The organism is Candidatus Ruminimicrobiellum ovillum (genome assembly GCF_002392975.1).
GTDB classification, from domain to species: Bacteria; Elusimicrobiota; Endomicrobiia; order Endomicrobiales; family Endomicrobiaceae; genus Ruminimicrobiellum; species Ruminimicrobiellum ovillum.
Genome location: NZ_DGIC01000001.1, coordinates 14,252 through 30,637, shown reverse-complemented (window position 1 = coordinate 30,637; position 16,386 = coordinate 14,252). Strand labels below are relative to the sequence as shown.

The window sequence follows — 16,386 nt, the reverse complement described above, 5'->3', positions numbered from 1 at the left end:
CAGAATTCAAGATGGGCGGAATCACAGGAGAATATCCGGATTCAGATTCAGCAGCAGTAGGTCCTATTGAATTAACAAAAGAATGGCAGAAATATTCAATCGATTTAACAGGTAAAGATTTGAGCCATGTAATCGGTGGATTCTGCTTTGCAGCATCTAAAGATGATAATCCTAACGGATTTATAATCTATTTAGATGATGTTATTTATGAATAATTTTCATTAAATAAAAAAGAGGTAGAGAATTTTCTCTACCTCTTTTTTTTTATTCCATATTTTTATTTCTTGGATTTCTTTTCTTTTTTTGTTTCTTTTACAGGTGCAACTTCTGCATTAATCGGAGTATCAATATCCATCTCATCTAACTTTTTGCAACCGTGTTTTTCTCTTATGAGATTTTCCAATTCAAAAGCTACTTCCGGAGTGTTTGCCAAATACTCTTTGAACTTATCTTTACCTTGAAATCTTTCTTCCTTATATGTAAAGAAAGAACCTGCTTTTTCTATAAAACCGTCTGCTACACCGATATCTACAAGATATCCGGTTTTATCTATACCGACACCGAACATAATATCGAATTCCGCTTGTTTGAAAGGTGCTGCAACTTTATTTTTTACTACTTTTACTCTTACTCTGTTACCTAAAATTTCGTCACCTTTCTTTATTGCTTCTATTCTTCTGATATCGAGTCTTACCGAAGAATAAAATTTTAGTGCAAGTCCGCCGGGTGTAGTTTCAGGATTGCCCCACATAACACCGATTTTTTGTCTTAACTGGTTAATAAATATAATTGAAGCTTTTGATTTTGAAACTACAGGTGTGAGTTTTCTTAAACCTTGGCTCATAAGTCTTGCTTGAATACCTACAAAAGAGTCGCCCATTTCTCCTTCTATTTCGGCTCTCGGAACAAGAGCTGCAACGGAATCTACAACTATTAAATCTACTGCCCCGGAACAAACAAGTTTTTCGGCTATTGCAAGACCTTGTTCGCCTGAATCCGGTTGAGATATAAGCATATCATCTACATTTACTCCCAACTTTGCCGCATAATCGGGATCCATGGCGTGTTCAGCATCTATGTATGCTACTATTCCGCCTTGTTTTTGTGCTTGTGCCGCTATACACATTGCAAGTGTGGATTTTCCGGAAGATTCGGGACCGTAAATTTCTATTATTCTTCCTCTCGGAATACCGCCGATACCTATTGCTATATCCAAAGGTAATGCTCCCGTAGGTATGGCTTCAACATTTTCGTTTGATGTATCGCCTAATCTCATTATTGCTTCTTTACCGAAATCTTTTTCTATTTGCGACAACGCCAAATTCAACGCTTTAAGTTTTTCATCTTTACTCATTTATATCTCCTTTAATACTTATTTTTGTATATATTATACATTTGTTTGTGTTAATTGTCAAGTGTTTATTAAAAATTGTTTTTACAGAGTTCTCTGAAATTACAATATTTACAGAAAAATTCGTTATCCGTTTTTTCAAAACAGTCTTTTTCTTTGGGAATATTGTTTTCTATATCCTGCAAATATTCGTACATTTGTTTTGTTTCATCTTCAACTTGTTGTTGGAACTGTGCCAACATTTCATCCGTTAAGTTTACGGTATATTCATCGTATGCTGGGGATAAATATACAACAGTTGAAGTTATGTTTTGTGCATTTGTATTAAAATGGTAACTTGCCCATAAAGAGTAACCTATTAACTGTCTTGAATGTTTTTGTTCATCTCTTTTTCCGGTTTTCCAATCTAAAATATAAATTTTATCTCCCACCGGTATAAGATAATCCACTTTACAGTATGCTTTATAGTTATTGATTCTCGTTTCTCCGAATCCGCCCGGCTCGATTATCCAATTTTTGCTTTCCGGAACTGCCGTTTCGAATATCCATTTTAACCTTTTGCTTGTTAAAAAGTTTTCTATTATTCTGTTTATCTGAGGAATAAGATCTTGTGCGGTAACGGAATTTCTTTGTTTGTAATATACTTCGCAAAAATCTTTGCTGTTACAATATTCTTCCGCCATTTTTGCTACATATCTTAAAAAGTTTGGTCTGCTTATAGGCTTTGAGGTCTTTTGTAACCTTACGAGTAAATCTCTTATTGAATCATGAACGATGTTACCCGTTTCAAGAGCAACCGAAGTTAACGATTTCAATTTTTGTATTTTGGATAAAGGTATTTCTCTGTCGAATTTAGAATAATAAGAATAAAAATATTGTCTTTTACAATTTTTAAAAACATCGTACCTTGATACCGACCACCCCAAAACGGAAGTGAACGGGAAATTTTTAATTTTAGGTAAATTCATAACTTTATATCCTGATATAAATTTTAGTTTGGCATAAGTATTAATTTATACGGTTTTTGCTTAAAATATTTGTTTGCAACTTTTATAATATCGTCCGAAGTGACTTTAGATAACAAATCTATATATTTATCGTCGTATTCGTAACCTAATCCCAACATTTCTCTTGCGGAAAGATAATATGCTTGTCTTTCAACGGACTGATGAGATAAAAGATAAATTCCTTTAATGAAATTTTTCGTGTCGTTTAATTCTTTATCGGAAACTTTTGTGTTACATAAATCCGTCATAATTTTTTCTATACCGTTTTTGGTGATATCAACATTTTTCTTGTCCAACCCGATATAAATTTCAAAGTAACTGTCACCTGTTCTTGTAGGATAATTGGAGTTAACTTCGTAAGCAAGTCCCAACTTTTCTCTGAGTTCTATAAACAGTCTGCCGGTCATTCTTGCACCTAAAACAAGATTTATCATTTTTAATGTTATGGAATCTTCATTTAATGCATCGGGTGCATCGTAAGCATAAATTATAAATGCCTGATTAAATTTAGAATTTACAATTGTATCTTCGCCTGTTCTTTCGGGATTTTTTTCAAAAGAAACTGTCGGCTTTTCTTGTGTTAAATTCATTTGACCGAAATATTTGTTTAGAGTTTTTTTAAGAGTTGATTTTTTTATATTTCCTACAACGGTAATAACCATACCTTTGGTTGAATATATTTTGTTATAAACATCTTTTAAATCTTGTTGAGTTAAACCGGTTAAAGTTTCTTCGGTACCGCCTTTTATTTTAGAGTAAGGATTTTTTTCGTTATAAAAATCGGATATAAATTTATCTCTTGCTACGGATTTTATACTGTCTTGTCTTACTTTTATGGATTGTATCATTAACTCTTTTTCTTTACCCATTTCCGTTGAATCGAAAGCGGGATTTAAAATTATGTCGGAAAGAATTTCGCAAGACTCGTCAAAATATTGGCTCATACAATTTAATGTCCAACCGGAATAATCGTATTCAACATCAGGTGAAATGGAAGAACCTAAATTTTCTATATCGGTAGCCAAAATTTCGGCATTTCTTTTGTTTGTTGATTTATTCATTGTGTTATACAACAAAGAAGTTACTCCCGATTTTGAACTTTCTTCATTCAATACCGATATGGGAGAATGAATTTTTAAGCATAATATTTCAACCGATTTTGTTTGTTTGAATATAACTTTAATTCCGTTGTTTAAGCTGAATGTTTCCATTTTCGTTCCTCCGAAACTTGTAGAACTGAATAATATAACAGATAATAAAATTGTTAAAAAATATTTCATTTAGGGAATACTACCACCTTTGATAATTTTTCTTTTGAATAATATTTTTTCATAAAATTCTTTACATCATCAACAGTAACTTTTTCTATATTTTCCAAATATTTTTCAAAAACTTCCAAATGGTTAAACAGTTTCCAAAATCCCATCAAACTTGCTTGTTCGTTGAATGTCTGTAAATCGAACAACCAATCCGATTTCATGTTTATTTTAATTTTCTGCAACTCTTCTTGCGTAGGTCCTTCGGCTGTAAATTTGTCTAATTCCCGAATGAGAGTATCTTTAACTTGTTCATAATTTGTTTTATCGAAAATTGCCGATATGTATGCGGTTCCCGTTCCGTTAAGTGTCATAAAAGATGAATTGATGGAATATACCAACTGCTTTTCTTCTTTTAATATTCTGTTTAATCTTGAAGATTTTCCCGCGCCTAAAACATTTAAAGCAACATCGGCAACATAAATATCTTTCGATGACATATCAGGTCCCAAAAATCCTGCCAACATATATGTGTGTGCCAACTTATCATCAGTAATAAGTTCCGTGCCGGTATCATCTTTTTCTATAATGTTCGGTTCAATAAGGTTAGGGTTGGTGTTTTGGTTCTGTCCTAAAGTTTCCGATATAACTTTTTTTGTTTCTTTAATATCTATATCACCGACAACGGCAATAACCATTCTTGAAGGAATATAATGTTCTTTAAAATATTTTACTATTTCTTCTCTCGGGATATTTGCAATAACATCTTCTGTTCCTATAACACTGTTTTTGTAAGCGGCTTGTTTGTATGTTGTTGTCATAAACTTTTCAAACAGTTGAGAGTGAGGATTATCTTTATGTCTTTGGATTTCTTCTATAACAACTTTTCTTTCAGGCACTATTTCTTTTTCCGGAAACAACGGATTTGTTACCATATCGGAAAGCATTTTTATTGCTTGAATGTATCCGTCTTTTTGTATATCTATATAGAAACAAGTGTACTCTTTTGAAGTTGCGGCATTTACATATCCGCCCATATTTTCAATGTTTTCCATTATTTCGGTATTACCGGGGAAATTTTTTGTTCCTTTAAAAACAAGATGTTCTATAAAGTGAGAAAGCCCCGCTTGTTCGGGTGTTTCGTTTATTGAACCTGTTTTTACCCAAATATATACCGATACTATAGGAACCGATGTATCTTTTTTTAGTACAGCCGTTAAACCGTTTTTAAAGTTCATAAATTTAACTCCTTTAAACACATCACAATATACTTGTGTACTTAGAAATAATAATGTAATTAATAAAAATATTTTTTTCATTGTTCTTTTTTTGTAAAAACACCTTTTTGTCTTGCGATTTTGAATAAGTCTACTATCGAGTATGCCCACAAAGCCGCAAAAAATATATTAAATATTAACATAGTGTTGGGATTTTCTTCCTGAAACTTGGAATAAATGTTTTTGAATTGTTCGATGTTTTGAAAAGTTGCAACCGCTTCCAATGTTTCCTGCCCTACGGACGAAACAAATGTGCTTGCCAACATCAAAAACAGTGCCATTGCAAGAGTAATAAAAAATATTGCTCTTTTCCATTCTTTTATTATTAAGTGTCCCGCTCCGGGCCCTAATACCAATGTTACTACACTTGCTAAAAGTAAAGTAATTTTATCTTTGTTCATTTTATTTCTTTTTTAAAAGTTCGGTTGCTATTTTTGCCGCTTCAATTGCATCTCTTGAATAACCGTCCGCACCGATACTGTTTGCGAACTCTTGAGTTAACGGTGCACCGCCAACCATAATTTTTGCATCTATGTTAAGTGCTTTTTTCAAGTTTATAACTTTTTCCATTTCTATCATGGTGGTTGTCATAAGTGCGGACAACCCTATAATATCCACGTGTTCCTGTTTTGCTTTTTCTATAATTTCTTCTTTACTTACATTTTTGCCCAAATCGAAAACTTCAAATCCGAAACTTTCAAGTACGGCACAAACTATATTTTTACCGATATCGTGAACATCACCCTGAACTGTAGCCATAACAACTTTACCTGCAACTTTTTGGTTATCTTTTTTAAGTAACGGTTTTATATAACTGAAAGCAAGTTGCGATGCTTCCGCCGCCATAATAACCTGCGGTAAAAAATACTCTTTTGACGCGAATTTGTCGCCTACGACATTTAATGCTTTTAAAATAAGTTCGTTTGATATTGTTAACGGTTCTACACCGCTGTTTATAAGTTCACTGATTAAATCTTTAATATAATCTTTATCGCCGTTTATTATTGCATTAAACAATCTTTCTTTAGGGGAAAGTTTTGTTTCTTCAACCGCGGCTTTTTTTACCACTGCACCGTACTTTGCAACATATTCTTTTGCATTTTCATCTTTACCGGACAATAGGTTTCTTGCATATTCGTCATCAATTGTCCAATCTACACTCGGGTTACATATTGCCAAATCAAGGCCGGCATTGATTGCCATTTTAAGAAAAGTTGAATTTATTGTTTGTCTTGAAGGTAACCCGAACGATATATTTGATACTCCCAAAATTGTTTTACATTCCGGGAACAATTTTTTGGATTCTTTTATTGCCGTTAAAGTTTCCTGAACTTGTTTTGCGGATGAACTTACAGCCAATGTAAGATAATCGAAAATTATTTCTTCTCTTTTTACACCGAACTTGTCTGCATAAGACAAAATCTTTTCCGCTATTTTTATTCTGTCTTGCCAAGTTTTCGGGATACCTTTTTCATCTACACATAACCCGATAATACTTGCACCGTATCTTTTTGCTATCGGTAAAATCTTTTCAAGTTTTTCGGTTTCACCGTTAACCGAATTTATTAACGGTTTACCCGCGCAATGTTTACATGCATTTTCCAAAGCATCGGCAAAACTTGAATCTAAAGACAGGGGAAGATTTACTATTTCCTGTATTTCATTTACCGCATTAATAATAAGTTTTGTTTCGTCTCCGCCGGGAAGTCCCATATTAACATCCAAAATGTCCGCGCCTGCCTGAGCTTGAGTTCTCGCTTCCGATTTTACAAGTCCGAATATGTTTTGCGAAAGTTCCGCCTGGAACTTTTTTCTTCCCGTAGGGTTTATTCTTTCACCTATTTTTATAGGTTTGTTTAAAAGGTTTAAATCGATAGCTTTTGTTCTTGAAGATAACAAATGATGAGTTATCTTTTTTCTTTTAACAGGCGGCTTATTTTTTAATTTTTCGGATAACATTTTTATATATTGAGGATCTGTTCCGCAACATCCGCCCAACATATTTATTCCGTAATCGTATGCTTTTAAACAAACTTCGGTAAATTCTTCCGGAGTGCCTGGAAAAATAGTTTTTCTGTTTATAAATTGCGGCATACCGGCATTAGGTTTAAACGATATCGGTAAATTAGTATTTTCCGCCATGAACTTTGCAAGTTTTAATAAATCTTTCGGACCTACCGAACAGTTCATTCCTATAGCATCAACATCAAGACTTTCCGCCATAGCGATAAAACTTAAAACATCCGTTCCGGTAACCGAAGTTCCTTCATTTGTAAATGTCATTTGAGTAATAACAGGACCGGAATATACATCTTTTACTGCAAGTACCGCCGCTTTTAACTCTTTTATTTCGGTCATGGTTTCTATAACTATTAAATCCACACCGCTGTCTCTTAAAAGTTCGGCTTGCTGTTTAAATGTTTCGTATGCCCGGTCAAAAGAAACATTTCCCAACGGGTACAAATATGAACCTATTGAAGAAATGTCACCGGCAACAAAAGAACCTTTTTGTTGTGCATGCTTTTTTGCAATTGATACACCTGCAAAAATGATATCTTTTATTTTATCTTGGAGATTATATTGTGCAAGTTTTAACTTATTTGCACCGAAAGTGTTTGCAAGAATAATATCGGAACCGCTGTTGATATATGATGAATAAATTTTTTCTATTCTTTCGGGAAACTTTATATTCAATTCTTCGGGAGTAGATACTCCTTCCAAAAAATTATATTTTTGAAGTTCCGTTCCGGTAGCACCGTCAAGTATTAAAACTCTTTTTGCTAATAGTTCTTTAAATTCTTGTCTATTCATAGCTATATATTTTATCATAATTTTATAGTATTAGCTAAGCAACTTTAATTTTTGAATTATAACTTTGCATTTCGCTCCTTTATGTACCATCCGCTACCGCTTACATTTCAGTACACCGCAGTCGCGAAATGCTTTGTTCTAATTCAAAACTTGAAAAGTCTTGAATTGCCAAGCAACGACAACGACTGATTTTATGATAATGCTTTTTTTGTCATTCCGTGCTACGACACGGAATCTATCGAAACATTAATTCCTTATTTATGAAAAGTTTTTTTATTTTTATAGATTCTGAATCAAGTTCAGAATGACATGCCTTTTTGTTGTTTGCCGTTTAAGACCTTAAGATTTTGAGTTAGAATGAAGAAACTCAGGAATGAAGTGTATATGGATCCCGTAAGGGCATACTCGATTTCCTGAGTTTCAATATTATAACCAAAATATTAAGGTCGCTATATCTTTTGTTAAAATTTATGGCTATGCGGCGCTTAAAATACTCTTATAATGCTTAATATCATTATCTAAATTTATTGTTACTTGTAAATCTTCAAGATTGTCATCGTACAATATGTCGTTTAAGAAAGCATCAATAAAAGCAGCAATTGCAGGTGTTATTTCTTCACTGTCCTGCTCAAACAATTTTTCTATATATGATGTTACTTCGGAAGTAAATACGTCAGGAAAATCATTTTCAAGTTTTGAAAGATTGTCGATTGTTAATGATTTTTTTATTTCGTTGTATCTGTTTGCTATATTTTCTTTTTCTTCATCACTAATATTTATTTGTTTGGCCAATTCTTTACCCATATTGGATGCCGTTTTTGTGCTGATAGTCTTAGATTTTAATATTCTTGTTAATGTTGTTTTTAAAGAACTTAAAATCATGTTGTCGCTGAGATTTATATTTTTTGCATCATCGGCATTTACAGAAATTACTATTGCTTGATGTGACGGAATATTTTCAAGCCTGTCTTCAATGTTGGTTAAATCCGTAAGTTCTATATACGAAACGGGAGCTTTTTGTATCATTCCCTGTGAAGGTTCAAACTCAACAATTTCTCTTATTGTTAAATCATCTTTTTGAGTTTCAAACATAAAGGTCGATATTCCGTACTCATTATAAATTTGTTCCGCTTCTTCTTGTGAAGAAATTTTAACGATAATTTCTAATTTTGCAGATTCTAAAAGAGTTTTAAATAATATTTTGTTTGCTGCCATTTCTGTTGAAGAAAAAATGTCACTGTCGATTATTATTTGACTGCCGTTCAAAGAAGTGTCCTGTAAAATTTTCGATAACTGCTTAAACGGTATACTACCTACATAATCGTAAATTTGTTTTGAAAACATTACAGATTCTATATCATCAAGTTTTAACAAATCTTCAATAAAAGAAAGCCCCAATTCCATAAAAGTTGAACTTATACAAGCAAAACCTTCGTTTTCCTGTGACAAATGATAAGTTATTGTATCAGGTAATACATTGGAGTCTATAACAATATTTTTCAAAGTAACATTGTTTTTCGGTGATGCTATTGTAGACTTTATATATTTTGCTGTCATTTCTATTATCTCTTGTTTACTTGCCTGCGGGCAATATGCCATTATTAAGTTGTCTTCCGTGTTGTAATATATTCTTAAATTTCTTCCGTTAATTGTGTATCCGGAAACTTCAAAGCCGGGGCCATGTATTTCTTTTTCACTTACAAATACGGATAAAATATCTTTGTTTGGTTCTATATCATCTATATCATCATAATAAACTACATTTATTGACTTTGAATTTTTGAAATGATCTTCTTTCAATAAATCGGTAAACATTGTCAATACATCAAGTGTGAAGCTTGTAATAGCCAAAGCTCTTTTTACCGGTGCTTCCAATACTCTTTTTACATTTTGGAAATAAGAATCTCTTGTAATAACGGTTACTTTTTGTGAATGCATAAACGGTTGCGGATTATCCGAAATAGTTGAAGTTAAATTCTTGGCTTTTCTTTTTAGTAATCTTAATTGTGCATCATTTGCGGTTATTAAGAATTTAATTTCATTGGGGGTAAAATATATCAATATTTTATCATCTTTTAATAATCCGTTTTCGCTTCTGTTGGATGTTATTGAATATCCATACTGTTTACCTTCAAATTCAAAAGTTTCGTTGTTAAACAACAGTTCGTTAAGTTCTTTTGTTCTTGCATCACCTTTAACAAGTATTGTATCGATAAGATGATTTATAGACTCAAAATCTTTTCTTATAAGTGCTTCCAACACTTTTTTCTCATCAAACAGTTTTGTGTTGAACAGTGATATAGATTTGCTGAGTGCAAGAAGTTTTGAATAAGATAAATCTATTTCTCCTCCAAACATAAACATCAATATGAAAAACGACAGTGCCTGCATATTTAAGTCGTCTACTCTTAAAATTTTGGTTATACCATCGTCTTCAAAAGATATTTCGTTTGCTAAAGTGTCTATGATATCGAAAGTTTCTATTATTTTTTCTTTTGGAAAAAATTCTTTAAATTCATCTTGTTGTAAAATAGCTAAGATATCTAATGCTTGATCATGTTCGTCTTTTTTACCTAATGCAAAATCCGACAATATTACCGCAATTGTCAGTGCGTTATCTGCAATGTTGTTTAACGGACTTTGTTTTATTGCGGTTGTAAATACGGATTCCGTTTCTCTTATTCCTTTTCTTTGAGAATAAGCTTTAATAAATAATGTTTCAAACAGATATGCATAAAATTCGTGCAATGTGTTTATAAGATTTGTATTTCCGTCAACACCTCTTAAAAACAGTTCTTCATGTCCCAACTCGTGAGAAACTGTTTTTAGTATTTCTATAGTAAGAGCGTTAGGATCATTTTTGTATCTGTTTATTAAATCGCGAGATACGGCAATATTGTGGTTGCCGTAGTTTGCACCGTAGGTAAGCCTTTGTAAAGAAGCAAAGAAAATTTGTGCCGATAAAATATCCGTGTTCATTTCAGGATATATTGAAGCAACAATGTTTGCTATGTCGTGTGATATTATATTTAATAATCCGTTAAGATTATCTTTTTTATACTTTATCTGTTTTGCAAAATTTTCCATATTTGTGAAATTTTCTTCGGCTCTTGCGTTTTCATATAACATTTTTTGTATAAAGGCGGGCATTTGTAAAGCCGTTTGTATTTCTACCCCATCCAAATTATCAAGTTGTTCGGATACAACATAGTTTTTTATTTCTTCATTAAAAGAAGAATTAAAAGTAAATAAATTGTTCCTTATGAGATATGTGTAAACATCAATTAAGTTTTCATATATTTGTTGCATTACGGAATGGTTTATATTCGCAGAAAGAATTCTGAAAAATTCTATGCTTGTAAATTCTATATTCGGATTTTCCGCAATAAACATTAAATCTTTAATTTTGTTTTTAAACAGTTCCGTATCTCTTACACGGTTACGTGCTAAAATTTTATCTATTGCGGTATCTGTTTTTTCTTGCTTTGATAAATGTTCATCGTATACTTGTTTCAAATATTCTAAAGGTTTTGCGGCATTTGTAAATTTTTGTAAATCGATTTCAATGTCATCTAAATTGTCTATATTAACATAAAAATCAAAATTTGCATTTGCTTTAAATTCGGAATTAAATTTCTTTTCTAAAGATCTTAATATAATTAAGTTTGTTAAGTATTCGGAATATTTTGATAAACCTATTTTTTTCAGATATTCCGGGTTTATATAAATAAGTTCTTTTCCGTCAGGCATTGACATTCTGTTAACTTCTTTTTTGAATGTAACCGAATATTTACTGAAAGGCGGATATTTAGACATTCTTTCCAAATCTTCGAAACACATATGAAGCTTTTCAAAATCGTTTACTCTTTCTTGTTTTGTTGAGCTGTATTGTTGTAATACTTGTAATCTTACAAGTTCCGTTAAATAGTAAAATTCTCTGTCTTTACCTTCAATAAGATTACCGTCTTTATCGAATATTTCATTTATTACTTTTCTGCTTATATAAACGGGACTTTCTTCCGTATTTCTTATAAAAGTTTCTTTGTCTGTGATAAGAATGTTTTCAGGTAAATCCACATTGAATAATTGTTGTAAGATTTTTGCTTTCATTTCTTGAGGTTCGTCAAGTGCCGTTTCAAGTTTCATTGTAATTGAATTAGGTAAAAGATCTCTCATAAAATAAGAATCTTTTTCCAAAATATCCAATATTTTGTATGCTAATGAAATATTATCAATTCTAAAAATATCTTCTTTCATAACTGTTTTACAAACATTTAATATAACCAAAATTTCTCTTTCGTTTAAAGGTCTGCCTTTAGCATCAATAACGAGTTGTAACAATGTTTTCGGTAAAGAATGTTCATCTCTATCGGTAATATTTTCGTAAGTTACCGGTAAAAACTTTTCGGTTTTGATATCCGTATCATTGAATGCCGTTGTCGTAAGCAAGCCTAACGAATAAGCGAACAATTCGTGAACGATTGTTGATTTATATTGAGAAAATCCTTCGGCTGTGAACAAAATATGGCCGAGTTCGTGAGCTGCAACATTTAAAAAACTTTCATCGGCAGGATTAATTGCAATATTTTTTCCGTTGCTTACACCTGAAGCAATTCGCCCTGAAAATATCATTATGTCTTTAGTGTTTTCAATACTTAATAATTCTTCATATCCCTTATTTTTAAGTAATGTAAATGTTTCTTGTAAAATAAGTTTTAATAAAGCATTGGTTTTCTTTTTGTTTGGTAAGAAGTATTCCATGGTAAAATCGTTTCGTCTTCTTACTATTGTTGTTGTTGCTTCATTAAATAAAATTTCTTGTATAAATGCAGGTAGTTTGAAAAATAATTCTTTAGGTAAATCTGCTACTGATTGTCTGTCTGCGGCAAAATCTTTTATTTCCGGGCTTGTTATACCGGTGTTAAAAGAAATGCCGTAATCTCTTACAAGAGTTACAAAAAGTTCGGTTAGTATATCAAGAAACTCTTCCAAATCGTTGTCTGCTTTCAATATTTCTTTTGTTATATCTATACTTTGATATACACTCGGATTTAAAATTAAATTTATAACAGAACTTAAATTTATAACTTTGTTGTGCTTTTGTAAAATTTGGGGAAGGACTTTATTTATTGCTGTATATATATCGGAATTTGTTTGAATTATACTAAAACGGCCTGTGGAAGAATTATAAATGAAGTTAAAAGTTTTTATGAAAAAATCTATAAGTTGTTCATTAGGAAGGTTCTCTATATTTTCTTGTTCTTTTAATATTTTCAACAGCTTTTCAAGGTGTTCTTTGTTGAATGTTATATCTCCCAAATCACAATATCCTTTAAAATCAATAATATCTTTTATTATTGTATCTGTTAAATCTGTTATTTCTTTCGGAAGAGTTTTATTCTTTAACAATATGGTTCTTGTACCTAAAATTGTGAAAAATATTTCATCTATAACATCATACATATCCGGTGTTATATTTAAAACCTTACTTAGTTTTTTTTCATATATTTTTCTTATAATACTTTTATATTCTTGTTTATCTATTTTTGAAACTATAATTTTGTCGGTTATGAAAGTTTCTATATCTTGTGCTGTTCCGGTCAATAAGACAGCTGCAAAAGATTCAATTAACAGATAATCACCATCAGCTTCATTCATTGTGAATACTTTTGTAAAATTTACAATATCATTGAAATATTTATTTATAATTTCCACCGAATTTGAATTTACTTTTTTTGCAAATTCCATAAGGATAATATAAAAAACCGTAGAATAAGATAAATTTTTAAAATTATCGTCGGAAAATACTTCTCTGACAGTTTGTGCCAAGTATGTTAAATTTTCCAAACTCATTATCTTTCCGTCTTTTCCTAAACATCTGTTCAAAATTTTTATAAAATTCAAAGCCGCTACATGTACATCTTGATTTTCTTCCAAAGATTGAGAATCTTTTGTTAAGTTTCTGTCTATTGTATCAGCAAACATTTCATCTAAATCAATCGAGAATTTATCATAATCTCTGTATCCCTGTTCTTCGGAAAAAGATGCCTTTAACATTTCGTTAAATATTTGTGCGAATAAAAGACTGAATATAAAAGAATGAGTTTCGTGAGCGAGATTTTTAGTGCTTCCCGAAGGATGAAAATCTTTCATAAGTAATAACATTTCATGTGCGAATTCATGTCCCATACTTTCAACCAATGTGCCATATTGTAAATGCCTGGAAATACCTATTAGTCCCTGATTTAAACTTATTCCTTTAGTGTTTTCGTTATCTAAGGAAAAAGCCGAAACTGTAAGGTAAGTTAATGCTTTTGAAATATCTATAAAGTTAAGCAGATAAGGTTTTGAAGCGGAATTAAATGTTTTAAAATCGAAATCTTGTGCGAAAGATAAAATTTCTTTTATTATTATTGATATTAAGCCGCTTATTTGTAAAGAACCGTCGTAATATTTTTCCAAAAATTTGGTTTCAATATCATCAATAACTTTTTGTTTGGCTTTTTTTATTCTTCTTTGTATTTGTTTTTCGGATTTATCGTTTTCATATAAAACAGACTGAATAAAACCCGGCAAATATCGTGCCGTATTTATATCTATGCCGTTAAGAGTTTTGTCTGTTCTTTTATTATTTTGAGCTATTTCATTGTTAACATATTCTTCTATATCTGTTCGTTCAAATCCGTTTGAAAAATGTACATTTAAATTTTCTACAAAAAATACTAAAGTGTTTATCATTTCTTGGAATATTTTGTCTTCTGTCGTTAGAAAAAATATATTAAAAGGTTGGTAACGATTTATAATGTTTAACAAATTAAGTAACAGTTTTAAGCCGGAGTTACCGTCTTCGGAAATTATATCTTGAGTCAATACAGACAAATCTTTACCTAAACTTTCATCTGTGCCGGTAATATCGGAATTAAATGCTGCATAACCTTTTTCTTGTTCTATAGTAAAAGGTTGTTTGTTTATTGTTACTGTAAAAGAAGTTCCGTTATCTGCAAAATTTTCTTTAAAAATGTTTTTGCATATTTGTTTTATTTGGTCGTAGGGGACTTTATTTTGCAATCCTGCCGATATCAATATTTTGATAAATGCGGCATCCGGCATTTGAGAAGCAATCGTAAATGCTAAAGTTTCTTTACTGTATTGCAAACTTTCTTCGTTTATTACATTGTTATAAATATTTGAATTATTGTTTAATGCGGCAGTGTTTGGGGTAACCGATATAAAAGAAATGTTAGATTGTTCCAACAGTTTACTTAACCCTTCACTATGGTATCCGCCCGTTATGGCTACTATAACATTTTTGCCGTTTGGGTTTTTGTTTAAAGTATCTTTTATTTTTTCTAAAAATATAAAATTTCTTTCGTTGTTAACCTGATAAAAAACTTTCGAGTTGTCTATATCTTTTTTTATATCGTTAAGTTGGTTATAAACTACATATTTCGGATACAATTTTTCGAATTTATCTACAGATTTGTTGAAATAGTCACAATCTTTTGCGGTTAAATTGTTTGTTAGTGCACTTTCCAAATATACATAAAAATCGTTTAAGAAAGAAATTTCGTATTCGGTGGAATTAAAAGATAAAGAACTTTTAATATTGTTTATTATTAACTGTTCCTGTTTTAACACATTTGCGAGATTTATGTTTTCGGACTTGGTTTGGTACTGTATCATAAGGTTTATGTTCGGATACTTTTTTGCTAAATTTATGTTTTTTGTAGAACAGAATCGGTTTATGTAGTTAATTAAATTTTTTGTGTCGCCGGTCACATTTAAAAAGTTTTTGTATTCTTGTATCGTTAAGTTTTCTTTTATGGTTGCCAAAACATTTTGTATTTCTTTAGGAAGTTTCTTTTTATTTATTTTTGTTTCCAATGCCAACATGTCCCTAAACAAATACAAGTCGGGATAATCTTCTTTTTGTAAGCTTATTAAATTGTTATACTTGTTTGGATTTTTAGATATTGTATCAACATAATTTATTAATGCCGAATAAAAGTGTAAAGTGTCGATTTCTTTTGTTTTATAACTGTTTATAAGGTTGGAAAAGTTTTTGCTTTGTGAATTTACAAACCTGTTGCTTAAAATGGTTAAATCTTTTTTTATGCTTAACAACTTTTCTTTTACAAAATCGGTATCGTTAATCATTAAAGATAATCTGTTAATGTTGTCTTGGTGAATCTTTTTGTTTTCAAGACCGTATAAAGGAATATTTTTTGTATCGTTTAAAACAAAATATTCCGTTCCGGTTAAAATACCCATATTAAGTAATATATCGGAAATTTCCGTTTGAGTTGCTTTATCCGGATTTTGTAACCGGGAAACATCAACTTTATCGCTTGCACCTTCCAAATATATTGCTTTTATATCATTTTTTTCGGACAACTGTTTAAGTATGGAATATATGTTCTTTTGTACCTGAGAGTTGCCGTGAAGATCTTGAATGTTTATAACAACATTTTGTGGATCTTTTATGTTTGAATATGTTACCGAGCCCAAATTTTGTTCCGATAAGGGTTTTGTAACATCTGCGGGATATTGGCAATAGATTATATCGCTGAAAGACAACGATACAAAACATATTGCCGTTACTAAAGATATAAACTTTTTTATATTCATAATAAAACCGCCAAATAAGTTAATAAAAAAATAAACTTACTCTATTTTATAAGTAT

Annotated in this window: 7 protein-coding genes and 1 pseudogene; 1 reads left to right on the top strand and 7 read right to left on the bottom strand. The window is 31.0% G+C overall.

The annotated features are described in order from the left end of the window. Positions 1–215 (top strand): annotated as a pseudogene (locus B2Y85_RS00100) (hypothetical protein); the annotation flags it as partial. A gap of 62 nt (positions 216–277) precedes the next feature. On the opposite strand, the gene recA reads toward B2Y85_RS00100, so the two are convergent. The 7 genes from recA to B2Y85_RS00065 all read right to left on the bottom strand — a co-directional run bounded on the left by recA (position 278) and on the right by B2Y85_RS00065 (position 16,330). After that, positions 278–1,354 carry a recombinase RecA gene (gene recA / locus B2Y85_RS00095; RefSeq protein ID WP_372518432.1) on the bottom strand — a complete coding sequence of 359 codons (1,077 nt, stop codon included), beginning with the start codon at positions 1,352–1,354 and terminating at the stop codon, positions 278–280. 68 nt (positions 1,355–1,422) lie between these two features. Beyond that, a complete protein-coding gene (locus B2Y85_RS00090) occupies positions 1,423–2,319 on the bottom strand; it encodes a PD-(D/E)XK nuclease family protein (protein WP_372518431.1) in 897 nt (298 codons plus the stop codon). Between the two features lie 23 nt (positions 2,320–2,342). Continuing rightward, entirely contained in the window at positions 2,343–3,638 is a 1,296-nt protein-coding gene (locus tag B2Y85_RS00085) for a M16 family metallopeptidase (protein WP_372518430.1), read from the bottom strand. After that, entirely contained in the window at positions 3,635–4,852 is a 1,218-nt protein-coding gene (locus B2Y85_RS00080; RefSeq protein WP_372518428.1) for a M16 family metallopeptidase, read from the bottom strand. Before B2Y85_RS00080 ends, B2Y85_RS00085 begins: the two co-directional genes overlap by 4 nt. A gap of 77 nt (positions 4,853–4,929) precedes the next feature. Then, the gene (locus tag B2Y85_RS00075) at positions 4,930–5,292 is read right to left on the bottom strand and encodes a hypothetical protein (protein WP_372518427.1); all 363 of its coding nucleotides are present in this window, start codon (positions 5,290–5,292) and stop codon (positions 4,930–4,932) included. Position 5,293: 1 nt separating this feature from the next. Further along, positions 5,294–7,702 (bottom strand): homocysteine S-methyltransferase family protein, encoded by a 2,409-nt coding sequence (locus tag B2Y85_RS00070; protein WP_372518426.1) that lies wholly within the window; start codon positions 7,700–7,702, stop codon positions 5,294–5,296. A 474-nt stretch (positions 7,703–8,176) separates the two neighbouring features. Then, the gene (locus B2Y85_RS00065) at positions 8,177–16,330 is read right to left on the bottom strand and encodes a hypothetical protein (protein WP_372518425.1); all 8,154 of its coding nucleotides are present in this window, start codon (positions 16,328–16,330) and stop codon (positions 8,177–8,179) included. Between the last annotated feature and the right edge of the window lie 56 nt (positions 16,331–16,386).